The 2,502-nt window shown below is 69.0% G+C and carries 2 protein-coding genes; one reads left to right on the top strand and one right to left on the bottom strand.

From position 1 onward, the window contains the following. Nucleotides 1–306: 306 nt before the first annotated feature. The gene (gene trpS / locus STARVERO_RS19900) at nt 307–1,338 is read left to right on the top strand and encodes a tryptophan--tRNA ligase (RefSeq protein ID WP_159601032.1); all 1,032 of its coding nucleotides are present in this window, start codon (nt 307–309) and stop codon (nt 1,336–1,338) included. A 6-nt stretch (nt 1,339–1,344) separates the two neighbouring features. Here trpS and STARVERO_RS19895 read toward each other — a convergent pair whose 3' ends face one another. Beyond that, nucleotides 1,345–2,403 carry a sensor domain-containing phosphodiesterase gene (locus STARVERO_RS19895; protein ID WP_244616837.1) on the bottom strand — a complete coding sequence of 353 codons (1,059 nt, stop codon included), beginning with the start codon at nt 2,401–2,403 and terminating at the stop codon, nt 1,345–1,347. Between the last annotated feature and the right edge of the window lie 99 nt (nt 2,404–2,502).

Below are 2,502 nucleotides of genomic sequence, written 5' to 3'. Positions count from 1 at the left end.
GGCGCGCTGGCCTCCGGCGGGATGAGCGCGGCGGCCGCACTCGGCGGGCTGGTCGCGCTCGGCGTCGCCGTCTATGCCGGGGCGGCGCGGGCGCTCGGCGGCATCGAGACCGCCGCCCTGCGCGCGGGGTGGCGCAAATAGCACGGAGCGCCACGCGCGCGGGCTCGGCTTCACGCGGCCCCCACATGGGCTTGCCCCTCACCGGCATGCGTGCCATAGCGCCACCCGCGCGAGGCGCGCACGACACATGCGTGCCGGGCCCGCGGAAGACGCAGACGACAGGGCGCAGATCAGGAACGTCCCGACATGGATTTCAAGCAGCTCGTGTTCTCCGGCGTCCAGCCGACCGGAAACCTGCATCTCGGCAATTATCTCGGCGCGATCCAGCGCTTCGTGGCGCTGCAGGACAGCTATGACTGCCTCTATTGCGTCGTCGACATGCACGCCATCACCGTCTGGCAGGATCCGGTCGAGCTGAAGAAGCAGATCCGCGAGGTCACCGCCGCCTTCATCGCCGCCGGCATCGACCCCAAGCGCCACATCGTCTTCAACCAGAGCCAGGTCTCCGGCCATGCGGAGCTCGCCTGGGTGTTCAACTGCGTCGCCCGCCTCGGCTGGCTCAACCGCATGACCCAGTTCAAGGAGAAGGCCGGCAAGGACCGCGAGAACGCCTCGGTCGGCCTCTACGCCTATCCCAGCCTGATGGCGGCCGACATCCTGCTCTACCGCGCCACCCACGTGCCGGTTGGCGAGGACCAGAAGCAGCATCTGGAGCTGACCCGCGACATCGCGCAGAAGTTCAACAACGACTTCGGCCCGTCCATCGCCGCCAAGGGCCTGGGTGAGGTCTTCTTCCCGCTGCCCGAGCCGCTGATCGGCGGCCCGGCGGCGCGGGTGATGAGCCTGCGCGACGGCGCCAAGAAGATGTCGAAGTCCGATCCCTCGGACCTCTCGCGCATCAACCTCACCGACGACGCCGACACCGTCGCCTCGAAGATCCGCAAGGCCAAGACCGACCCCGAGCCGCTGCCCTCCGAGGCCGAGGGGCTGAAGGGCCGGCCGGAGGCGGAGAACCTCGTCGGCATCTATGCGGCGCTGGGCGAGCTGTCGAAGGACAAGGTGCTCGCCGAGTTCGGCGGCGGCCAGTTCTCCACCTTCAAGGCGGCGCTGGTCGACCTCGCGGTGGCGAAGCTCGGGCCGATCGGCGGCGAGATGAAGCGCCTGGTGGCCGAGCCCGGCCATATCGACGACATCCTGCGCGACGGCGCCGCCCGCGCCCGCGTGCTGGCGGACGCCACCATGAGCCACGTCAAGGACATCGTCGGCTTCGTGCGCTGAGCCCGCTCAGGCGACCGCCGCGCGCAGCACCTCCTCGATCGGCATCGGGCGGCTGAGGCAATAGCCCTGCCCCCGGTCGACGCCGAGCCGGCGCAGCATCTCGAACTCGCCTTCCGTCTCCACGCCCTCCGCGGTGATCGACGAGCCGATCTCATGGGCGAAGGAGATCAGCCCCTTGGCCAGCGCACGACGGGCGCCGTCCGTGTCGATGTCGCGCGTGAGGCTCATGTCGAGCTTGATGATGTTGGGCTGCAGATTGAGGATGTGGCGCATGCTGGCGAAGCCGGCGCCGGCATCGTCCACGGCCAGCCGCAGCCCCTTCCCGCGCATCGGCCCGAGCGCCTGCGCGAGCGCGCCATAGTCGGCGACGGTGGCGTGCTCGGTGATCTCCAGCACGACGCGCGACAGATCCAGCCCCTCCAGCGCCGGGGAGAGCCGCCCCGACAGGATCAGCTCGGGCGAGGTGTTGAGGCCGACAAACGCGGGGGGCTCCAGCCGTCCCAGCGCCGGCAGCGCGTTGAGGATGGCGCGCAGTTCCAGCTCCTCGCCCATGCCGACCTGCCTCGCCGCCTCGAACCACTTGTCCGGCCCGCGCTTGGGCTCCAGGTCGAAGCGGGCGAGGCACTCGACACCGGCGACGCTGCGGTCGGAGAGCACATGGATCGGCTGGAACACCATGCGCGGCGTGCCCGCCACCATGGCGAGGCGCAGCCGGGAGGATTCGCGCTGCTTGAGCTTCTCGGCCGCCGCCGCCTCGTCGATGCGCCCGGCCAGAACCTCGGCGAAAGCACGCATCATCTGCATCTCGCGCTCGCCGAGGCTGCGGTCGCTCATGTAGCTGAAGCAGCATAGCGTACCGTAGACCTCGCCGTTCTCCAGCCGGATCGGCACGCTCAGATGCGCGCCGATGGGAATGGCTGTGGTGGCGGGGATGCACATCGCCGCCGGCACCTCGGCGGTGTCGGGAATGCATTCCGGCAGCTCGCCGCATACCACCTTCAGGCAGTACCCCTCCTCCAGCGAGAGTGTCTGCCGGGTGAAGCGCGACTTTTGAATCTGCAGCACGGGACACTTGATCCTGCACCAATCATAATGGGGGCAAAAGTCCCGCTTAAGGGGTCGGTAAGAGGCTCTTGAAGCTCTCTTACCGCGAACGGCCCAGAG

The sequence above is a fragment of the Starkeya nomas genome (genome assembly GCF_902703545.1).
Taxonomy (GTDB): domain Bacteria; phylum Pseudomonadota; class Alphaproteobacteria; order Rhizobiales; family Xanthobacteraceae; genus Ancylobacter; species Ancylobacter moscoviensis.
This window is presented reverse-complemented; position numbering and strand designations above follow the sequence as displayed.